General features: G+C 73.3%; 19 protein-coding genes. 17 read left to right on the top strand and 2 right to left on the bottom strand.

All coding sequences use genetic code 11. The features are described 5' to 3' along the window. The first annotated feature begins 41 nt into the window (after window positions 1-41). The 9 genes from EV384_RS24135 (at window position 42) to EV384_RS24175 (ending at window position 11351) form a co-directional block, all read left to right on the top strand. Window positions 42-779 carry a GntR family transcriptional regulator gene (locus EV384_RS24135; RefSeq protein WP_130336741.1) on the top strand — a complete coding sequence of 246 codons (738 nt, stop codon included), beginning with the start codon at window positions 42-44 and terminating at the stop codon, window positions 777-779. Window positions 780-929: 150 nt separating this feature from the next. Next, window positions 930-2327, top strand: coding sequence for an extracellular solute-binding protein (locus EV384_RS24140; RefSeq protein ID WP_130336743.1), 1398 nt, complete (start codon window positions 930-932; stop codon window positions 2325-2327). A 28-nt stretch (window positions 2328-2355) separates the two neighbouring features. Further along, the gene (locus EV384_RS24145) at window positions 2356-3249 is read left to right on the top strand and encodes a carbohydrate ABC transporter permease (protein WP_130336745.1); all 894 of its coding nucleotides are present in this window, start codon (window positions 2356-2358) and stop codon (window positions 3247-3249) included. A gap of 55 nt (window positions 3250-3304) precedes the next feature. Further along, window positions 3305-4177: a carbohydrate ABC transporter permease gene (locus tag EV384_RS24150; RefSeq protein ID WP_207232443.1), complete on the top strand. Its 873-nt coding sequence runs from the start codon at window positions 3305-3307 to the stop codon at window positions 4175-4177. Beyond that, entirely contained in the window at window positions 4177-5313 is a 1137-nt protein-coding gene (locus tag EV384_RS24155) for an ABC transporter ATP-binding protein (RefSeq protein ID WP_130336747.1), read from the top strand. The genes EV384_RS24150 and EV384_RS24155 overlap by 1 nt, the downstream gene beginning before the upstream one ends. Window positions 5314-5315: 2 nt before the next feature. Next, entirely contained in the window at window positions 5316-6524 is a 1209-nt protein-coding gene (locus tag EV384_RS24160; protein ID WP_130336749.1) for a CehA/McbA family metallohydrolase, read from the top strand. After that, window positions 6515-7426, top strand: a complete 912-nt coding sequence (locus EV384_RS24165; protein WP_130336751.1) for a sugar phosphate isomerase/epimerase family protein — start codon at window positions 6515-6517, stop codon at window positions 7424-7426. The genes EV384_RS24160 and EV384_RS24165 overlap by 10 nt, the downstream gene beginning before the upstream one ends. Beyond that, window positions 7423-8559, top strand: coding sequence for a Gfo/Idh/MocA family protein (locus EV384_RS24170; RefSeq protein ID WP_130336753.1), 1137 nt, complete (start codon window positions 7423-7425; stop codon window positions 8557-8559). The genes EV384_RS24165 and EV384_RS24170 overlap by 4 nt, the downstream gene beginning before the upstream one ends. After that, window positions 8559-11351 (top strand): glycoside hydrolase family 38 N-terminal domain-containing protein, encoded by a 2793-nt coding sequence (locus tag EV384_RS24175; RefSeq protein WP_130336755.1) that lies wholly within the window; start codon window positions 8559-8561, stop codon window positions 11349-11351. Before EV384_RS24170 ends, EV384_RS24175 begins: the two co-directional genes overlap by 1 nt. Before the next feature lie 60 nt (window positions 11352-11411). Here EV384_RS24175 and EV384_RS24180 read toward each other — a convergent pair whose 3' ends face one another. Further along, on the bottom strand, window positions 11412-12038 hold the full coding sequence (locus tag EV384_RS24180) for an SGNH/GDSL hydrolase family protein (protein WP_207232444.1): 627 nt from the start codon (window positions 12036-12038) through the stop codon (window positions 11412-11414). Between the two features lie 329 nt (window positions 12039-12367). Here EV384_RS24180 and EV384_RS24185 point away from each other — a divergent pair, with 329 nt between their 5' ends. From EV384_RS24185 to EV384_RS35065, 8 genes are all read left to right on the top strand, one after another. Beyond that, window positions 12368-13564 (top strand): sensor histidine kinase, encoded by a 1197-nt coding sequence (locus tag EV384_RS24185; protein ID WP_130336757.1) that lies wholly within the window; start codon window positions 12368-12370, stop codon window positions 13562-13564. After that, window positions 13561-14037: a roadblock/LC7 domain-containing protein gene (locus tag EV384_RS24190; RefSeq protein WP_130336759.1), complete on the top strand. Its 477-nt coding sequence runs from the start codon at window positions 13561-13563 to the stop codon at window positions 14035-14037. The genes EV384_RS24185 and EV384_RS24190 overlap by 4 nt, the downstream gene beginning before the upstream one ends. 26 nt (window positions 14038-14063) lie before the next feature. Further along, on the top strand, window positions 14064-14402 hold the full coding sequence (locus EV384_RS24195; protein ID WP_207232445.1) for a DUF742 domain-containing protein: 339 nt from the start codon (window positions 14064-14066) through the stop codon (window positions 14400-14402). Next, window positions 14380-14985: a GTP-binding protein gene (locus EV384_RS24200; RefSeq protein WP_207232446.1), complete on the top strand. Its 606-nt coding sequence runs from the start codon at window positions 14380-14382 to the stop codon at window positions 14983-14985. Before EV384_RS24195 ends, EV384_RS24200 begins: the two co-directional genes overlap by 23 nt. Before the next feature lie 18 nt (window positions 14986-15003). Next, a complete protein-coding gene (locus tag EV384_RS24205; protein ID WP_130336761.1) occupies window positions 15004-16245 on the top strand; it encodes a styrene monooxygenase/indole monooxygenase family protein in 1242 nt (413 codons plus the stop codon). A gap of 189 nt (window positions 16246-16434) precedes the next feature. Further along, window positions 16435-18417, top strand: coding sequence for an N-acetylmuramoyl-L-alanine amidase (locus EV384_RS24210; RefSeq protein ID WP_242624255.1), 1983 nt, complete (start codon window positions 16435-16437; stop codon window positions 18415-18417). Window positions 18418-18537: 120 nt separating this feature from the next. Beyond that, window positions 18538-18771 carry a hypothetical protein gene (locus tag EV384_RS24215; protein WP_130336765.1) on the top strand — a complete coding sequence of 78 codons (234 nt, stop codon included), beginning with the start codon at window positions 18538-18540 and terminating at the stop codon, window positions 18769-18771. An 87-nt stretch (window positions 18772-18858) separates the two neighbouring features. Next, a complete protein-coding gene (locus EV384_RS35065; protein WP_165440060.1) occupies window positions 18859-19017 on the top strand; it encodes a hypothetical protein in 159 nt (52 codons plus the stop codon). A 118-nt stretch (window positions 19018-19135) separates the two neighbouring features. Here the strand turns inward: EV384_RS35065 and EV384_RS24220 are convergent, their stop codons facing one another. After that, on the bottom strand, window positions 19136-20017 hold the full coding sequence (locus EV384_RS24220; RefSeq protein ID WP_130336767.1) for an SDR family NAD(P)-dependent oxidoreductase: 882 nt from the start codon (window positions 20015-20017) through the stop codon (window positions 19136-19138). Between the last annotated feature and the right edge of the window lie 30 nt (window positions 20018-20047).

The following is a 20047-nucleotide window of genomic DNA, read 5'->3' on the forward strand; positions in this document are numbered from 1 at the left end:
CGCCCCCGACCCCCTGGGCATCCGTGACGAGGAGGTCCGCCGTGACCGGCCCCGAGATCGTGGTCGACCGGAGCAGCCCGGTCCCGCTCTACTTCCAGGTCGCCGAGCAGTTCAGCGCCGCGATCCAGCGCGGCGAGCTGGCGCCCGGCGACCGGCTGGACAGCGAGCTGCAGCTCGCCGACCGGCTGGGACTGTCCCGGCCCACCGTCCGGCAGGCAATCCAGCACCTGGTGGACAAGGGACTGATCGTCCGCCGCCGCGGCGTGGGCACCCAGGTGGTCCGGGGCGAGGTACGCCGCGCGGTCGAGCTGACCAGCCTGCACGACGACCTCGCGCGGACCGGACGGCAGCCGTCCACCTCGGTGCTCGAACTGGCCACCGTGGCCTGCCCGGCGCAGGTGGCGGCCGCGCTCGGGGTCACCGCCGGCAGCGAGGTGCAGCACCTGCGCCGGCTGCGCTTCGCCGACGGGGAGCCCCTCGCGGTGATGGAGAACTGGCTCCCCCTCGATCTGGTCCGGCTCACCCTGGACGGCCTGCAGAGCCGGGGCCTGTACGCGATCCTGCGCGCGGCCGGCCTGCGGGTGCGCGGCGCCCAGCAGCGGATCGGCGCCCGGGCCGCGACGGCGGCCGAGGCGCAGATGCTCGGCGAGCGGCGCGGCGCCCCGTTGCTGACCATGACCCGGACGGCGTACGACGACCAGGGGCGCTACGTCGAGCACGGCGCGCACATCTACCGGGCCTCCCGGTACGTGCTGGAGGTGACCGTCGCCGAGCGGTGACGCGCCTGTTTCAGGCTCATTTCAGTGACAGGTATTTACGTCGTCAGGCTGTCATGACATTGTGGCCGACAAGCACCGCCGGCATGGACCTGCGGCCGGCGGGCGACCCGCGAGTCTCTTCGAAGTCACTCCTTGCGAAGGGAACAACCCATGTCAGTCACACCGAGACGCGTCACGGGTGTGCTCGCCGCGCTCACCGCCGTCACCCTCGCCGCCACGGCCTGCGGGGGCGACTCGGAGCCCGCCGGCAAGGACGCCAAGAACATCACCCTGACCATCGCCTCCAACGCCATCGCCGGCGGCAAGAACTCCGCCGGCGCCGAGTGGATCGAGAAGTGGGTCATCCCCCGGTTCGTCGAGGCCCAGAAGGCCAAGGGCATCACCGCCAAGGTGTCGTTCGTGCCCAGCGGCGTCGACGACGAGCAGTACAAGACCAAGCTGGCCCTGGGCCTGCGCTCCAAGGGCGGCGCCGACGTGGTGTCCGTCGACGGCATCTGGGTCGGCGAGTTCGCCCAGGCCGGATATCTGAAGCCGCTGTCCGAGGTGGCCGGCGACCAGGTCGACAAGTGGGACGGCTGGTCGCAGATCCCGGAGAGCGTGCAGGGCCTGGGCACGTTCGACGACAAGCGGTACGGCGTCCCGCAGGGCACCGACGGCCGCGTCCTCTACTACAACAAGAAGCTCTTCGCCCAGGCCGGCCTGCCCGCCGACTGGCAACCGAAGAGCTGGCAGGAGATCCTCGACGCCGGCGCCAAGCTCAAGGCGCTGCCCGGGGTGACCCCGATCCAGATCAACGCCGGCACGGCGATGGGCGAGGCGACCAGCATGCAGGGCGCGCTGCCGCTGCTGGTCGGCGCCGGCGGGGAGATCTGGAAGGACGGCAAGTGGGCCGGCGCCAACCAGCCGGTCAAGGACGTGCTCGACTTCTACACCAAGGTCTACGGCGGCGGCCTCGGCGACCCGAAGCTCCAGCAGGAGGCCAAGGGCCGGGACAAGTCCTTCGAGGAGTTCGCCGCGGGCAAGATCGGCATCCTCGGCGAGGGCGACTACTTCTGGCGCAGCGTCATCAACCCGAAGGACGGCATCGCGAAGATGCCCGACCGGGACAGCACCGTCGGGTACGCGATGATCCCGGCCAAGCAGCCCGGCGCGGGCATCCGGGGGCAGGACTTCGTGAGCATGTCCGGCGGCGGCGTCGACGTGCTGAACCCCAACTCGAAGTACCCGTCCCAGGCGTTCGAGCTGCTCGCGTTCATGCACTCGGCGGAGGCCACCAAGGCGCAGCTCGCCGGCGCCGCGCGAATCACCTCCCGGATGGACGTGAACAAGGAGGTCCTCGCCAGCGACCCGATGCTCAACTTCGTGGCCGAGAAGGTGCTGCCGCTGACCGCGTACCGGCCGCCGCTGGCGGTCTATCCGCAGGTGTCGGTGGCGCTGCAGGAGGCGACCGCCGCCGCGGCGTCGGGCAAGAGCGCCGACGAGGCGGCCGCGGCGTACCAGAAGAAGGTCGAAGGGATCGTCGGTGGTCCAGGTAACGTCTCGTCCTGACGAGACGGTCGGGGGAGCGCGCCCGGTGATGGGCGCCTCCCCCGCCCCCGACGCCGCGGGGCTGGGCCGGGCCCGCGCCGCCGGGTTCCTCGTCCCGAGCATGGTGCTGATCCTGCTCTTCCTAGTGGTGCCGGCCGCCTGGACGATCTACCTGGGCGTCACCAACTACCGGCTCACCGGCCTGGCCGCGGCCAACCCGGAGATCGTCGGACTGGACAACTACACCCGGGCGCTGACCGACGAACGCTTCCGCACGTCGCTGCTGCTGACCCTGCAGTTCGTGCTCGGCTCGGCGGTGATCGGTCAGGCCGGCCTCGGCTTCGCCATCGCCTTCGCGCTGCGCGACCGGCGGGGTCCGCTGCGCCGGGTGGTCGAGGCGTTCATCCTGCTGTCCTGGATCCTGCCCAGCTCGGTCGTCGCCTTCCTGTGGATCGCCCTGCTCGACCGGGACGCCGGCACGCTCAACGCCCTGCTCGGCACGCCCGGCATGGCCTGGCTGCTCGACCACCCGATGCTGTCGATCATCATCTTCAACACCTGGCGGGGCACCGCGTTCTCGATGATGCTCTACGCCGCCGCGCTGGAGAACGTGCCCCGCTCACACCTGGAGACCGCCCGGCTGGCCGGCGCGTCCACCTGGCAGCAGCTGCGCGACGTGGTGTTCCCCCGCATCCGCGGCCACGTGCTGACCAACCTGCTGCTGATCAGCCTCTGGACGTTCAACGACTTCACCCCGTTCCTGATCACCGCGGGCGGCCCCGAGCAGCGCTCCGAGGTGCTGGCGGTCTACGTCTACAAGGTGGCGCTCTCCGGCGGCGAGCTGGGCTTCGGCGCCGCGATCTCGTTCATCATGCTGCTGATCAACCTGGTCATCGCGCTGGTCTACCTGCGCACGCTGGGCCGGCGGAAGGAGGCGCCGTGAGCGCGAGGAGTGAGCCGGTCCTGCGAGCCCCGCAGTCGCGAACTCAGGAGGCGCCGTGAGCACCGTGACCACGACGGCGGACGGCACCCGGACCGACGACAGGTCGAGGGCCGCCGTACGGCACGTGCTGGCCCGGATCGGCCGCTACGTCTTCCTCTGCCTGGTGCTCGCCTTCTTCGCCCTGCCGCTGCTCTGGCTGGCCACCGCGCCGTTCGACGACACCCCGACGATCGGCACCTCGCTGCCGGACTTCACCCTGGACAACTTCCGCGCCCTGCTGGACAACCCGTACGCGCTGACCTCGCTGGTCAACTCGGTCTGGCTGGCCGGCGGCACCGCCCTGCTGGTGGTGACGTTCGCCGCCCTGGCCGCGTACGCGCTGAGCCGGGTCCGGGTCCCGGGGCGGGACGCCCTGCTCTACGGGCTGCTGCTGCTCTCGTCGATCGTGACCGGCACGGCCACCATGGTGCCCCTGTTCGAGCTGGCCGTCCGGGCCAACCTGATCGACTCCCGGCTCGGCGTCATCCTGATCCTCAGCGGCGGACTGCTGCCGGCGGCGATCTTCATCCTCAAGGACTTCATGGACGCCACGCCCACGTCGTACGAGGAGTCCGCGCGGGTCTTCGGCGCCAGCCCGCTGCAGATCATGCGGCACATCGTGGTGCCGATCGTCCGGCCCGGGCTGGCCACCGTCGGGGTGTGGGCGGTGGCGAACGTATGGGGCAACTTCCTCGTCCCGTTCCTGCTGCTCGGACCGGACAAGAGGCCCGCCGCCGTGATCATGTACACCCTCTACACCGAGGGCGGCCAGGCCGACCTGCGACTGCTCTCCACCTTCTCCCTGCTCTACTCGCTGCCGGTGGCGCTGATGTTCGTCTTCGTCAGCAGCAGGTACGGATTCCGCTTCCACGGAGGGATCAAGCGCTGATGTCCGCCATCACCCTGCGCGAGCTGACCAAGGTCTACCCCAACGGGGTACGCGCCCTGGACGCCCTCGACCTGGAGATCGCCGACGGCGAGTTCTTCGCCCTGCTCGGCCCCTCCGGCTGCGGCAAGACCACCCTGCTGCGCACCATCGCCGGGCTGGAGCTCGCCTCCGGCGGCACCGTGCGCATCGGCGAGCGCGCCGTGACGAACCTGCCGCCCGGCCAGCGGGACGTGGCGATGGTCTTCCAGGACTACGCGCTCTTCCCGCACATGACCGTGCGGGACAACATCGCGTACCCGCTGCGGATCAAGAAGGTCGGCAAGGCCGCCCGGCAGGACAAGGCCGCGACCACCGCCGACGAGCTGGGCCTGTCGGCGCTGCTGGACCGCCGTCCCGGGCAGCTCTCCGGCGGCCAGCAACAGCGGGTCGCCCTGGCCCGGGCGATGGCCTGCCACCCGAAGGTGTTCCTGCTCGACGAACCGCTGTCCAACCTGGACGCCCGGCTGCGGCTGGAGGCGCGGACCTTCCTCAAGCGGCTGCAACGCGAGCTGGGCGTCACCACCGTCTTCGTCACCCACGACCAGGCGGAGGCGCTGGCCCTGGCCGACCGGATCGCCGTGATGGAGGGCGGCCGGATCCGGCAGGTCGGCACCCCCACGGAGGTGTTCCGCCACCCGGCCAACACCTTCGTCGCCGGGTTCATCGGCTCGACCCCGATGAACCTGGTCCCGGCCCGGGCCGACGGCGACGCACTGGCCGTCGCCGGCGTGCGGCTGCCGGTGCCCGACGATGCCCGCGGCCAGCTGACCGACGGGGAGACCGTGGTCTACGGGGTCCGGCCCGAATACCTCGACTACTCCCCCGAGCCGGTCCCCGACGCGCTGACCGGCCAGGTCGTCGTCGTGGAGAACCTCGGCAGCTTCTCGCTGGTGTCGCTGGACGTGCCCGGCGAGGACGACACGGCGACCAGCGTGCAGGTCGTGGTGCCCGAGGGACGGGAACCGGGTCCCGGCGACACCGGCTGGCTGGTGCCACGGCCCGGCCGCTCACTTGTCTACCGCGACGGCGAGCTGGTCGGCGGCGTGACGGCGGCACCGGTGCCGGCGCCGCGCACCGGGGTCGGGGCGGACGCCTGACCATGGTCACCCACCGGGGCAGGTGGACGCTGCGGGACCGCGCGGAGGACGTGCTGCGGGCCCTGCCGGTCACCGTCGCGCCGGGCACCGCCGCGCTGACGGTACGGCTGGACTACCCGCGCGCGGCGGGCGTGCTGGACCTCGGGTGCGTCGGGCCGGCCGGCTTCCGGGGCTGGTCCGGGGGCGCCCGGGACGGTTACACGATCACCGCGGACTGGGCCACCCCCGGCTACCTGCCCGGCGAGCTGGAGCCCGGCGAGTGGCAGGTGCTGCTCCGGCTGCACCGGATCCCGCCCGAGGGCCTCGACTTCGAGGTCACCGCCACCACCAGCGGCACCCCACCGACGCCGCCGGACGCGCCGGGATCGCCGGAGCGGCCCGAGCGCCCGCCCCGCCCGACCGTGCCGGACGTGGACGGGCGGCGCTGGCTGGCCGGGGACCTGCACGCCCACACCGTGCACAGCGACGGCAGGCAGACCATCGACGAGCTGGCCGCCCTCGCCGTCTCCCGGGGGCTGGACTTCCTCGCCGTCACCGACCACAACACCGTCAGCCACCACCCCTGGCTGCCCGGCTCGGCCCGCCGGTACGGGATCACGCTGGTGCCCGGGCAGGAGGTGACCACCGACCGGGGACACGCCAACGCGTTCGGCCCGGTGGGCTGGATCGACTTCCGCCGGCCCGCCGACGAGTGGCTCGGCGCGGCGGAGCGCGCGGGCGGACTGCTGTCGATCAACCACCCGCTCGGCGGGGACTGCGCGTGGCGGCAGCCGGTGACCACCCGCACCCGACTGGTCGAGGTGTGGCACTCCGGCTGGTGGGACCGCACCTGGGGGGCTCCGCTGGCGTGGGCCCAGGCGTGGCGGCCGGACGTCGTACCCGTCGGGGGCAGCGACTTCCACCGGCCCGGCGCGGACGCGCTGCCCGGAGCGCCGACCACCTGGGTGCTCGTCGACGGCGACCCGGCTGACGAGGCGGCGGTCCGCGACGCGCTGGCCGCCGGCCGCACCGCGGTCTCCGCCGGCCCCGACGCGCCCCTGCTGCTGCGGCTCGGCGACGAGCTGCTGGCGCTCGGCGCCGACGGCGCGCTGCTCGGCTACCCCGACGGCCGCCACCGGGTGGTCCGGGGCGACCGGTGCCTGCTGCCCGCCGCCGACGGGCTGCACGTCCTGGAGTCCCACCGCATGGAGGTGATCGCACTATGCCGCTGACCGCACGGACCAGGGTGGCCGGAGCCCCCTGCAACTACGGCATCTACCAGGCGGACGACCCGTTCGTCGGCCCGGACGAGCTGCTCGCGTCGCTGGCCGCGGACGGTTACACCGGAGTGGACTCCGGGCCGATCGGCTACCTCGGTACCGGGGAGGCGCTGGCCCGGCGGCTGGCGGCCAACGGCGTCGGGCTCGCCGGCGGCTGGGTGGACCTGCGCTTCGCCGACCCCGACGGGTTCGCCGAGGATCTCGCCCAGCTCGACGCGGCACTGGACGTGTTCGCCGCCGCGCCCGTCGACGATGCCCGGTTCGCGCCCCGGCCCACCCTCGCCTGCGCCGCCAACCCGGCCCGGATGGCCCGCCCGGGCACGCCGCCGGACCTGGCCGCCGCCCTGCCGGCCGCCGCCTGGCCGGGCTTCGCCGACCGGGTGCAGCGGGCCGTCGACCGGTGCCGCGGCCGGGGCCTCGAACCGGTGTTCCACTACCACCTGGGCACCGACGTGGAGACCGAGGCGGAGGCCGACCGGCTGCTGGAACTCACCGACGTGGCGGTCTGCCTGGACACCGGGCACCTTACGCTGGCCGGCGGGGACCCCGCCACCGCGCTGCGCAAGTGGGCCGGCCGGGTCGGGCAGGTCCATCTCAAGGACGCCGACCTGGCCGCGCACCGCCGGGTCCGCGAGGCCGGCGGCGGGCTCACCGAGGTGGTCGCCGCGGGCGGCTTCTGCGCCCTGGGCACCGGCGACGTCGACTTCGCCGGGGTGCTGCGCGGCCTCGACGAGATCGGCTACACCGGCTGGCTGGTGATCGAGCAGGACGCCCCCGCGCAGGGACAGGACCTGGACCGGATCCGCGCCGACCAGCGCGGCAACCGGCGGTGGCTGGAGGAGGCGCTGCCATGACCGAGGCGGGCAAGCGGATCAGGATCGCGGTGGCCGGGCTGGGCGTCATCGCCCGTACCGTGCACCTGCCCCTGCTGCGACGCCGGGCCGACCTGTTCGACATCGTCGCGCTCAGCGACCTGTCCCCGTCGCGGCTGGCCGAACTCGGCGCCCGGTACGGAGTCGACCCGGCCCGGCGGTACCCGGACGCGGCGAGCATGCTGGCCGGTGGCGGCCACGACGCGGTGCTGCTGGCGACCTCCGGCTCGCACGGTGAACTCGCCGCCGCGGCGCTGGGCCGGGGGCTGCCGGTGCTCTGCGAGAAGCCGCTCGCCTACACGGTCGCCGAGGCCGACCGGCTGACCGGCTCCGGCGCGGCGCTGATGGTCGGCTACATGAAGCAGTACGACCCGGCGGTGGCCGAGGCCGCCCGGCTGCTCGACGAGATCGGCGGCGCGGCGGCGGTGCACGCGGTCGAGGTGACCGTCCTGCACGCGGGCGGGGACCAGCAGTTGGCGTTCGCCAACCTGCCGCCCCTGCCGCGGGACGTGCCGGCCGCGGAGCTGGCCCGGCTGCGGGAGGCCGACGACGGGCTGCTCGACGCGGCGGTGGGCGGGGATCGCGGAGCGCGCACCCTCTACCAGATTCTGATCAACAGCATCTCGCACGACCTGTCCCTGCTGCGGCTCTTCACCGGGGCACCGGCCACCGTGGACCACGTCGCCACCTGGCCGCTGGAGCCGGACGGGCCGCCCGAGCCGTCGGTGGAGATCTCCGGGCGACTGCCGTCCGGCGGCCGGTACGGCATCCGATGGCTCAACCTGCCGGACTGTCCGGCCTACCGGGAAACGGTGACCCTGCACCACGCCCGGGGCGCGCTGGAGCTGGTCTTCCCGTCGCCGTACCTGCTCAACGCACCGACCAGCCTGACCGCGGTGGACCGGCACGGCGACGGCGAGCGGCGGACGGTGTTCCGGTCGGTGACCGAGGCCTTCGAGCAGGAGCTGGTCGCCTTCCACGCGATGGTGACCGAAGGCGCGCGCCCGCTGAGCGGCATCGCCGAGGGCGCGGCCGACGTACGGACCAGCCAACAGGTGGTACGCCGCTACGGGGAGCTGACCGGGGCGGCGATCGGCGGAGAGGCAGCGAGCTGATGGACCGACCGACCGAGATCATCGTGGTGCCGCACACCCACTGGGACCGGGAGTGGTACGAGCCGTTCCAGCGGTTCCGGCTGCGGCTGGTGGCCCTGCTCGACGAGGTGTTCGACCGGATGGCGCAGGACGAGCGCCAGCGGTTCACCCTGGACGGGCAGCTCGCCGCGGTCGACGACTACCTGGAGGTCCGGCCGGAGCGCCGGGAGCAGGTGGTCGCGCTGGTGCGGGCCGGGCGGCTGGCCGTGGGGCCGTGGCAGATCCTGCTCGACGAGTTCCTGTGCTCCGGGGAGAACATCGTCCGCAACCTGGAGCGCGGGCTGGCTCGCAGCGCGGGGCTGGGCGGCGCGATGCCGGTCGGCTACCTGCCTGACATGTTCGGCCACATCGCGCAGATGCCGCAGCTCCTGGCCGGGGCGGGGCTGGCCCACGCCTGCGTGTTCCGGGGCGTGCCGGAGCGGGTCCGGTCGCACGCGTTCGCCTGGCAGGCCCCGGACGGCACCACGATCCGCACCGAGTACCTGCCCGGCGGCTACGGCAACGCGGCCGGGCTGATGGACGACCGGCGACTCGTCACCCGCCGGGCGACCGACCTGGCCGAACGGCTGCGCGGCTGGCGGCCCGACGGCGACGACAGCCCGACCCTGGCGATGTACGGCGCCGACCACGCCGCGCCCGCGCCGGACGCCCCGGACCTCCTCGCCGCCGCCGGCGTCGACGGGGTGCACCTGCGGCTCGGCACCCTCGCGGAGTACTTCACCACCCAACCGACCACGGTGGACGGGCTGCCCACCGTCGCCGGCGAGCTGCGCTCACACGCCCGGGCGAACATCCTGCCCGGCGTGATCTCCGTACGCGCCCACCTGAAGCAGGCGATGGGCCGCGCCGAGCGGCGGGTCGAGCGGTACGCCGAACCCCTGGCCGCGCTCTTCCACGACCCGTCCGTGCAACGGTTCCTCGACATGGCCTGGACCCGGCTGATCGACGCGAGCTGCCACGACTCGGTGACCGGCTGCGGCTGCGACGAGACCGCCGAGCAGGTGGCCGCCCGGCTGGCCGAGGCGGACCAGCTGGGCCGGGCGGTCTGCGACCTGGTGGGGGCGCGGCTGGCCGGCGCGGTGCCGCGCGACGGGCACCTGCTGTTCAACCCGACCCCGGCGGCCCGGACCGCCCTGGTCCGCCTGGACGTCGAGGCGTCCCCGGACGAGGCGGTCGGGCTGGTCGGCGCGGACGGCACGGTCGCGCCCGCGCAGGTCCTCGACCGGGCCGGGACGCTGCTCGCCGACGACCTGGTGCCGGCGGCCGACCTGCCGGCGGTGCTCACCCGGGTGCACGGGCGCGAGCTGTACGGGCAGGAGATCACCGCCTGGTCGATGTCGCGCGACGACGCCACCCTCACGTTCGAGGTGGCCCGGCACGGCGACCCGACCTTCGACGTCGAGGACGTCCGGCTGGCGCTCGCCGTCGCGGGCGGCCCGGACCGGTGGCGGGTGCGGATCGTCGCCGCTCCGCGGCTGACCGTCGCGGCGCTGGTCGAGGTGCCGGCGCTCGGGCTCGCCGCGGTACGCCCGGTGGTCCTGCCCCAGGAGGGACCGGCCACCCGGGCGAACGGCGCCACGCCGGGGTCGGAGGCGGCCGGTCCGGCGCCCGTGACGGTCGTCGACCGGACCGTCGCCAACGGCCTGCTCCGCGTCGAGGTGGCCGAGGACGGCACGCTGCGGCTGTCCACACCGGACGGCCTGAGCGTGGACGGCGTGGCGCGGATCGTTGACGGCGGCGACGTGGGAGACAGCTACAACTACGCCCCGCCGGCCGCCGACGAGCTGGTCGACAAGCCGCGCGCGGTGCGGACCGTCGTGGTGCACGACGGTCCGGTGGTCGCCGTCCTCGACGTGGTCCGCGAGTACCGCTGGCCGGTCGGCGCCGACGTGGACGCGGGCTCGCGCCGCGTGGACCGGGAGACGGTCACCGTGACCACCCGGGTGGAGCTACGGGCCGGTGAGCCCTTCGCCCGGCTGCGGTTGAGCTTCGACAACCGGTGCGACGACCACCGGGTCCGCCTGCACCTGCCGCTACCCGCGGCGGCCCGTTCGTCGTACGCGGAGGGTCAGTTCGCGGTCGTCGAGCGCGGGTTGACCGCCGAGGGCGGCGGCGGTGAGGTGCCGCTGCCGACGTTCCCCGCCTCCGGGTTCGTCGCCGCCGGGGGCGCCGAGGGGTCGCTCGCCGTCCTGCTGACCCAGCCGACCGAGTACGAGCTGACCGACTCCGGGCGGGAACTGGCCGTCACCGTCCTGCGCGCGATCGGGATGCTGTCCCGCAACCGGCACGCCCTACGGGACGAACCCGCCGGCCCGCAGCTTCCCACGCCGCTGGCCCAGTGCCGAGGCGAGCGCAGCGTCGAGCTGGCGGTACTGCCGTTCCGGGGCGACTGGGACTCCGCCGGGGTCCTGGCGGCGGCCGAGGCGTACCGGCACGAGCTGCTGGACTTCTCGGGCAGCGGCGAACCCTCCGCCGGATTGCCGGCGCCGGTCACCGGACTGACGGTCGACGGGGACGGCGTCGCGTTGACCAGCCTCCGGGACCGGGACGGCCGGATCGAGCTGCGGCTGGTCGCCGCCCGGGACACCAACGCCGTCATCGGCGCTGGCCGCGGCGTACGTGGGGCGTGGCGGGCCGACCTGGTCGGCCGGCCGGGCGAGCCGCTGCCGGTCGACGGCGACGGCGTGGTCCGGCTGCCGCTGCGGGCGTGGGAGATCGCCACCGTGCAACTCGACCTGCCGGGCTCCGACTGAGGGCGGGACACGTCGACGGGCCGGGCGGCCCGGACCCGCTGAACCGGCCGCCCCGCGCCCTCAGGCCACCGGGGAGACCGCGCGCAGCCACTGCTGGGCGAGCAGCGCGTGGCCGAACGGCGTGAGGTGCACGCCGTCGTTCGTCCACACCCGCTCGCCGACCCCGGCGACCCGGAAGAGGTCGTCCACCGCGACCAGCGTCGCGTCGAACTCGGCGGCCAGCCGGCGGACCACCGCCACCTTCGGGTCGAGGTCCGCCCGCCAGGCGCGTTGCGCGTCGTCGAGCGGGATGAGGAAGGGCTCGACGAGGACGAACGCCGGGTCCAGGCGGCGCCGGGCGACGTCGAGCAGGTGCCGGTAGTCGCGCTCGAACTCCGCGACGTCGGTGGGGTCGTCCCGGGTGTAGCGGCGCCAGGTGTCGTTGACGCCGATCAGCACCGACACCACCTGCGGGGCGAGGGCCAGGCAGTCGGCCTCCCACCGGGCCCGCAGGTCGCGGACCCGGTCGCCGCTGACGCCCCGGTTGCGGAACGTGACGCGGTGGGCGGGGTGCCGGGCGGTGAACCAGGCCCCGGCCATCATCGCGTACCCGCAGCCCAGGTCGTCGCCGGCGTGGTCCCGTCCGGCGTCGGTGATGCTGTCGCCGATGAACAGCACCCGCCCGCCCCGGGGCACGTCCGCCGTCAACCGCTCGCCTCCGCTCCTCGTCGAACACCCGCCGTCATGATCATGCCGCCCGGCCGGGGGTTTGTCCGCCGCCGCCGGCCGACGTCACACCGGGCCGGGCGGATCCCGGGGCGCCAGCTGTTGCGTTTCCGCGGCCGGAACCGATGAAGCATCCGTGGGCGCCGGGCGGTACGGATGTGAAAACCGCCCCAAGTTGACCTTGACCGTTGCTATCCCCACAAGACGGTGGTTGACTGCTGCACCATGCCACAGTCGGTGATTACTGACAGATCGGTATTTTCGTGAGAAGCACCGATATCACCCCAGTGCAATCGGCGGGTCGACGTCGCGTGACCTGGCGGCAGCGAGCGGCACGCTGGCTGGATCCGACGGTCGCCCAGTGGGCCGTCGCACCACAGGAGACACCCCCACCACCTCCCCCACCACCCGAGGAGCCATCGGCCGGCCCGTGGCCGGCCATCTGCGAACAGTTCGCGATGCGGATCCTCGCCTCGGCGTACCAGATGGGCTCCCACCTGGAGGCCGTGGAGGCCGACGAGCAGGACCCGGAGCGGCTGGAGCGGCTCTACCGCATCGACCACGCGAACACCCGCATCCGGCGGCACGCGGAGAATCTCCAGGTCCTGCTCGGCCGCCGGGTCGAGGACGCCGACCCGCAGACCGTGACCCTGGTCGACGTCGTCCGGGCCGCGACCTCGGCCGTGGAGTACTACCCGCGCATCCGGGTGGGGCACGTGGTGGACCTGGCGGTGGTCGAGTTCGCCGCCGACGACGTGATCCGGGTGCTCACCGAGCTGCTGGACAATGCCACCCGCTTCTCCCCGCCCACCTCGTCGGTGATCGTGTCGGCGTACATCACCGAGGACGGCAGCGTCCTGGTGCGCGTGGAGGACGCCGGCGTCGGGATCCACCCCGACCACCTGCCGGCCCTCAACGCCCTGCTGACCGGCGCGCCGATCACCCCCACGACCCTCGACCCGGCGGCCCACCTGGGTCTCGCCGTCGTGGCGCACCTGGCCGTCGCCCACCAGCTGCGGGTCACGCTGACCGGCCGGCCCTCCGGCGGCACGACGGCGACGGTCCTCGTCCCCGGCGCGCTGCTCTGCGAGAACGCCGCCGCGGCGGGGCCGGATCTCGCCGGACCCGCTCCCGCCGGGTCCGCGCCACCGGCGGCCTGGCCGCCCCCGCCACCGGCCGACGGGGGCCGGGTCCACCACTGGAGTACGCAGATGGCCCCGGCCTCCGACAGCACGCACGCGCCCACTGTCCGCCTCAACACGATCGGCCGGCCGGCCGGCGAGACCCCCGCCCCGTCGACCGCGGGGCTGCCCCGCCGGGTGCCGGAGAGCATGCGCGCCGACGACCCCATCCCCGGCGCGGGCCGGCCGGCGGCGACGGCGCAGCACCGGAGCACCCCGGACGACGGGTCCACCCCCGAGGCCTGGCCGGACGAGACGGCGGCCTTCGCCGCCGGCGTCAGCGACGCCCAGGCCACCACGAGCAACGATGAAGGACCGCTGCGATGACCCACGGCTTCACTGGCAACGGCCACGGCAACGGAAACGGCCCGGCGGGCCCGGGGCCGGGACTGCCGGACTGCGCCTGGCTGATCCGCCAGTTCGCCGAGGACGTACCCGGCGTCACGCACGCCCTGATCGTGTCGCTGGACGGCCTCCAGCTCGCCGCCTCCCGGAACGTCTCCCGGGACCTCGGCGACCAGCTCGCCGCGCTGACGGCCGGCCTGCTGAGCATGGCCGACCGCTCCGCCGCGCTGCTGGACCTCGGCGCCTCCGAGTACCTGACCGTGCGGTTGCCCCGCGGGCACCTGCTGTTCATGCGGGTCGGCGAGTCGGCGGGCCTGGCGGTCGCCGCCGCTCCCGGCTGCGACCTGCGGGTCGTCTCCTACCGGATGACCCAGTTCGTCGGCGCGGTGTGGCACGCCCTGACCCCGCAGGTGCGGCACGAACTGCATCGAATGACCGCCAGCCAGCCGCGCTGACCCGATCGGAGCCGAGGAGGCTGATCATGCCGATGACGTACTGGAAGGTGCGGCCGTACGTGCTGACCGCCGGTCGTACCCGCACCCGGCAACCGCTGCTGGTGCACACCCTGGTGTCGGTGCCGTACTACGACGCCGTCTTCGCCTCGGGCCTGCTGCCGGAGGCCCGGTCCCTGTACGAGCACGCCCGCCGGGCCCGGTCGGTCGCCGAACTCTCCGCGGTGTGCGGGATGTCGCTGGGGGTGACCCGGGTGGTCGTCGACGACCTCGCCGCCACCGACCGCGTGACGATCCACGCCGACACCTACACCCTCGACTTCCGCCTCCTGGAGAGACTGCGCGATGGCCTCCGCCGACTTGCCTGAGAATCCGCTGCTGACGTCGGCGAAGATCGTCATCGCCGGTGGTTTCGGCGTCGGCAAGACGACCTGCGTCCGGTCCATCTCGGAGATCCCGCCGATCAACACCGAGGCCTGGATGACCGCGGCCAGCGAACCGGTCGACCGGCTCGACCCCGGGATCGACAAGACCACCACCACCGTGGCGATGGACTTCGGCCGGCTGACCATCGGCGCCGACCTCGTGCTGTACCTGTTCGGCACGCCCGGCCAACCCCGCTTCTGGCCGATGTGGGACGACCTGTGCCGGGGCGCGGTCGGCGCGCTGGTGCTCGCCGACACCCGGAATCTCGCGGCGTCGTTCCCGGCGGTCAACTACTTCGAGCAGGACAGCGGCGTGCCCTTCGTGGTCTGCGTGAACCTGTTCGACGGGGTGCTGCACCACCCGCTGGAGGACGTCCGCGACGCGCTCGCGCTGCCCGCCGGCGTACCACTGATCGCCTGCGACGTCCGCGACGCGTCCTCGGTGGCCCGGGCGCTGCTGGCGGTGGTGGAACACACGATGGCCCGCACCGCCCGACCCGCCGCGGGCGCGCTCGCGGCCCGATAGCCCAACCTGGAGGAACCCATGCGCAAGATCCTGATCGTCGGGGCCGGCCAGTCCGGACTGCAGCTCGGCCTGAGCCTGCTCGCCGAGGGCTACGACGTCACCGTCATGTCCGCCCGCACGCCGGACGAGATCCGCCGCGGCTGGGTGATGAGCACCCAGGCGATGTTCGACGCCGCGCTGCGCACCGAGCGCCGGTACGGACTGGACCTGTGGCAGGACCAGGCGCCCCGGATCGACGGCCTGCACGTGTCGTTGTCCGCCCCGCCCGGTGAGCGGGCGCTGCGGATCCCCTGCCCGCTGGACGAGCCGGCGCAGAGCACCGACCAGCGGCTGAAGATGGCGACCTGGCTGGAGCTGTTCGAGCAGCGCGGCGGGACGGTGCACTACCAGGGGGTGACCACCGCCGACCTGGACGGGCTGACCCGGCTCGGCCGGTACGACCTGACCGTCGTCGCCGCCGGCAAGGGCGACCTGGTGGGCGTCTTCGACCGGGACCCGCAGCGCTCGGTACACACCGCCCCGCAGCGGGGTCTGGCCGTCGCCTACGTGCACGGGATGACCCCGGACCCGCTGCTGCCGGCGCCGCACGTCAGCTTCAACGCCGTGCCGGGCCTGGGTGAGCTGTTCGTCATCCCCGCCCTGACCCTGTCGGGGCCGTGCGAGATCCTGTTCTGGGAGGCGGTGCCCGGCGGGCCGCTCGATCTGTGGACCGAGCGGCGGGACCCGGCCGAGCACCTCAAGCTGACCCTCGACCTGACCCGCCGCTACACGCCATGGATCTACGACCGGTGCCTCGACGTGGAGCTGACCGACGGGCGGGCCACCCTGTCCGGCCGGTACACCCCGACGGTGCGCCACCCCGTGGCGGAGCTGCCCTCCGGTGGGCTCGTGCTCGGAATGGCGGACGTGGTGGTCGCCAACGACCCGATCACCGGCCAGGGCAGCAACACCGCCGCCAAGTGCGCCCACTCCTACCTGGGGTCCATTCTGGAGCGCGGTGGCCGGCCGTTCGACCGGGAGTGGATGGGGCAGACCTTCGAGCGGTTCTGGGCGGGCACCGGGCAGGCGGTCACCGGCTGGACCAACGCGATGCTGCAGCCGCTGCCGCCGCACGTGCAGCAGATCCTGGGAGCCGCCGCGGGGAACCCGACGATCGCCCGGCGCTTCGCCAACGGCTTCAGCGACCCGAACGACTTCCCGGACTGGTTCATGACGCCGGACGCCGCCGAGCGCTACCTGGCCACGGTCGCCGCCGGCTGAGGTCCGCACAGCCGGGCCTCGGTGGGCCGCCATCCGGTCAGCGACCTGGCCGGGCGGCGGCCCATCCTGAAGGTTTCTTCCGCCGTGATGCGGCTGATCGGAACCTATTGACATGATGGCCCGCCGGGGCGAGGGTGACCACTGAGTCATCCCCTGGACGGAGGTTCCATGCCCCGATCAAGAGCCCCGATGGGCAGGCGGTTCCTGCTCACCACCGCGCTGGTCGGCGCCGCGACGCTCGTGCCGGTCGGCCCCGCGCCCGCGGCGAACCCGACGCCCGACACACGACAGCAGCAGTACGCCGCAGCCGCCGCCGAGTACGGCGTCCCCGAGTCCGTCCTGCTCGCGGTCTCGTACCTGGAGTCCCGCTGGGACACCAACGCCGGCACCCCCAGCACCAGCGCGGGGTACGGCCCGATGCACCTCACCGACGCGACGTACGTCAACAGCTTGGGCGAGCCCGGCCACTACGGTCCGCAGGAGGACCCGCGCGGCGACGACTCGCGAGCCCCGATCCACGCCGCGGAACCCGCGGTCAACCCGCCGGCCGAGGCCGCGCTGCAGACCCTGGATGCCGCCGCGGCGGTCACCGGCAGCGGGAAGGAGGCGCTCAGGTCCGACCCGGCGGCCAACATCCGTGGGGGCGCCGCCCTGCTGGCGTCGTACCAGAAGCAGATCGGTGCCCCGGTCGGCGGCGGCACCGACCCCGCCGCCTGGTACGGCGCGGTGGCCCGGTATTCCGGCTCCGACAGCACCGACTCCGCGGCGACCTTCGCCAACGAGGTGTACGCGACGATCCGGACCGGCGCGGCACGGACGACCGACGACGGGCAACGCGTCACCCTCGCCGCACGCGACGTGACGCCGCAGAAGTCCTGGCTCGACAAGCTCGGCCTGCGCAAGGTGGCCCGCGCCGACGGCGTGGAATGCCCGACGGAGCTGGCCTGCCAGTGGATCCCGGCGCCGTACCAACTGCTCGGCGACGGAACGGACCCGGAGTACTACGGCAACCACGACCTGTCCGACCGGCCGGCCCGGCAGAAGATCGAATACATCGTCATCCACGACACCGAGGAGACCTACGCCAGGACGCTGGAACTGGTGCAGGATCCGGCGTACGTGAGCTGGCACTACACGATGCGCTCGAGCGACGGCCACACCGCGCAGCACGTCAAGACCAAGGACGTCGCCTGGCAGGCCGGCAACTGGTACATCAACGCCAAGTCCATCGGCATCGAGCACGAGGGCTTCGCCCGTCAGGGCACCTGGTACACCGAGACCATGTACCGCACGTCCGCGAAGCTCGTGGGCTACCTCGCGAAGAAGTTCGACATTCCGCTGGACCGCCAGCACATCATCGGCCATGACAACGTGCCGGGCACCATCCCGACGACGGTCCGGGGCATGCACTGGGATCCGGGCCCGTACTGGGACTGGTCGCACTACTTCGACCTGCTCAAGGCGCCGTTCCACAGCACTGGCACGCCGACGACCGGGCTGGTCACCATGGATCCGGACTTCGCCAGCAACCACCCGGCGTTCTGGGGCTGCCAGCTGGACGAGAACGGCAACCCGACCAGCGAACCCTGCCCGCTGCGCGGGTCGTCGTCGGTGATCCTGCACAGCGCGCCCAGCCAGGACGCGCCGCTGGTCAAGGACGTCGGCCTGCACGAGGACGGTTCCCCGTCCACCATGGAGGCCTCCGACCACGGCGCCCGGGCGTCCGCGGGCCAGACGTACGCCGTCGCGGACCGGCAGGGTGACTGGACGGCGATCTGGTACCTCGGCCAGAAGGCGTGGTTCTACAACCCGGGCTCCGCACCGGTGGCCAAGTGGGCGACCGGCTTCGTGGTGACGCCCAAGCCGGGCAAGGCGACGATCCCGGTGTACGGGCGGGCCTATCCGGAGGAGGCGGCCTACCCGGCCGGCGTGCCGTACCAGACCCTCCGGCCGCTGCAGTACACGCTGTCCGCCGGGCAGCGGTACGCGGTCGGCCTGGTCGCGCCGAGCGAGTTCTACAAGGCCTACACCTTCGCCGGCACGTTCCCGGGTGACTGGACCGTGATCCGCGGCAAGATGCAGTACGTGCAGATCCAGTTCGGCCACCGGATCATGTTCGTCAACAAGGACGACGTGACCATCCTGCCCTCGACGGTGGGCGCGCCCGACTGACCCCTCCTCTGCAGGCGGTGGGCCCCCTCTCATTGAGAGGGGGCCCACCTGCCCGCTCAGTCCAGACCTACCTGAGGGTCCATTCTGGAGCGCGGTGACCGGCCGTTCGAGCGGGAGTGGATGGGGCAGACCTTCGAGCGGTTCTGGGCCGGCACCGGGCCGGCGGTAACCGCCTGGACCAACGCGATGCTGCAGCCGCTGCCGCCGGACGTGCAGCAGATCCTGAGGGCCGCCGCGGGGAACCCGACGATCGCCCGCCGCTTCGCCAACGGCTTCAGCGACCCGAACGACTTCCCGGACTGGTTCATGACACCGGAGGCCGCCGACCGCTACCTGGCCACGGTCGCCGGGTGATCCGGCCGGCTCCGCCGCCGCCGGGCGTTGGTTCGCCGCCGTCGCGGGTAAGCGTGGGGCTCCGGATCGAGTACGACGGAGGTGACCATGTCTGGTCGGGAGCAACTGCACGAGCTGCGTCAGCAGGCCCATCAAAAGGGCATCGAAGGCAACTCCAAGATGACCGAGGGCGAGCTACGCAAGGCACTCAACAAGGTCGGCAAGGGCATGGAGCCGCAGGCCGCGAAGCAGCAGGCGAAACGGTGACGCACCGGTTATGACGCCGAGGCGGGCGGAAACACCCGCCTCGGCCCGCATCACGCCCCGCACCCGCTTCACGTCGGCGCACTTACCTTCCCGACCCGCCCTCCCGCGAGCCGGCCGGTCAGGCGGTGACGTGGGCGCTGTCGCCGCCGGTCGCGGCGAACGAGGTGCCGCTGACCATGCGCGCCTGGTCCGAGGCGAGGAACACCACCAGCGGCGCGACGTCCGACGGCTGCACCCACGGGACACCCAGCGGGGTCTTCGCACGCAGCAGCTCCACCGCGGTCCGCTCGTCCGCACCGACGTCCCCGGTGGGCGTACGCCCGCCCTCGCTGATCGCCTGGGCGTAGCGGTCCTCGTGACGGGTGAGCACGGTGTCGACGAGGCCGGGGATCACCGCGTTCACCGTGATCCCGTGCCCGCCCAGCTCCAGGGCGGCGGACTTCATCAGCCCGATGATCCCCCACTTCGACGCGGAGTACGCCGCGCCGGACTTCGTGCCGTGCTGGCCCTGGGTGGAGGAGGTGACGATGATCCGCCCTCCGCCGCGCCGGACCAGCAGCGGGGCGAACGCGCGCAGCACGTTCGCCGTACCGGTCAGGTTGACGTCGATCTGGTCGTGCCAGTCGGCGTCGGCCATCTCCAGCAGCGGCTTGAACGCCTGGATGCCGGCGTTGGCGAAGACGATGTCCACCCCACCCCAGGCCTGCTCGGCGACGGCCGCCGCCGACCGGAGGGCGGCGATGTCCCGCTGGTCGGCGACGTCCCCCCGCCACCGCCCACCGGCCCCGGTCACCAGCCGGCCGGTCTCGGCGAGGTCCTCCGCCGTGGCCGGCGGGTAGTCGAGGATGGCGCTGACCGGGCCGGCGGCGTCGATGCCGACCACGTCGGCCCCAGCCCCGGCCAGGGCGACGGCGGCGGCTCGTCCGATGCCCCGGGCCGCACCCGTCACCACCGCGACCCGCCCGGCGAGCGGTCGCGTCGGCGGCGTATCTGCGGACATCCGTCCCTCACCTCCGCGTCACGGCCTGCC

This window comes from Micromonospora kangleipakensis (assembly GCF_004217615.1).
Classification (GTDB): Bacteria; Actinomycetota; Actinomycetes; order Mycobacteriales; family Micromonosporaceae; genus Micromonospora; species Micromonospora kangleipakensis.